This window comes from Streptomyces sp. SID5464 (assembly GCF_009862985.1).
GTDB classification, from domain to species: domain Bacteria; phylum Actinomycetota; class Actinomycetes; order Streptomycetales; family Streptomycetaceae; genus Streptomyces; species Streptomyces chartreusis_D.
This window is the reverse complement of the sequence record NZ_WWIQ01000008.1, coordinates 181921-182708: the sequence shown is the minus strand read 5'-3', so window position 1 is coordinate 182708 and position 788 is coordinate 181921. Positions and strand designations below refer to the sequence as shown.

Annotated in this window: 1 pseudogene; it reads right to left on the bottom strand. The window is 62.4% G+C overall.

The features are described 5' to 3' along the window. Window positions 1-788: pseudogene (locus GTY47_RS41815) on the bottom strand (cbb3-type cytochrome c oxidase subunit I); the annotation flags it as partial.

Below are 788 nucleotides of genomic sequence, written 5' to 3'. Positions count from 1 at the left end.
GCTGGACGAGGAACGTGCCGTGGAAGCCGATGAACAGCGTCCAGAAGGTGATCTTGCCGAGGCGCTCGTCGAGCATCTTGCCGGTGAACTTCGGCCACCAGAAGTGGAAGCCGGAGAACATCGCGAAGACCACGGTGCCGAAGACGACGTAGTGGAAGTGGGCCACCACGAAGTACGAGTCGGAGACGTGGAAGTCCATCGGCGGCGAGGCCAGCAGCACGCCCGTGACCACCGAAGGTGAAGGTGATGAGGAAGCCGGTGGCCCACAGCATCGGTGTCTCGAAGGAGAGCGAGCCCTTCCACATGGTGCCGATCCAGTTGAAGAACTTCACACCGGTCGGGACCGCGATCAGGAAGGTCATGAAGGAGAAGAACGGCAGCAGCACACCGCCGGTGACGTACATGTGGTGCGCCCACACCGTCACGGACAGACCCGCGATCGCGATGGTCGCGCCGATCAGACCCGTGTAACCGAACATCGGCTTGCGGGAGAAGACCGGAATGACCTCGGAGATGATGCCGAAGAACGGTAGCGCGATGATGTACACCTCTGGATGGCCGAAGAACCAGAAGAGGTGTTGCCACAGCAACGCGCCGCCGTTGGCGGAGTCGAAGACGTGGGCACCGAACTTGCGGTCCGCCTCCAGGGCGAACAGGGCCGCGGCCAGGACCGGGAAGGCGAGCAGGACCAGCACACCGGTCAGCAGCACGTTCCAGGTGAAGATCGGCATGCGGAACATCGTCATGCCCGGGGCGCGCATGCAGATGATCGTGGTGATGAAGTTGAC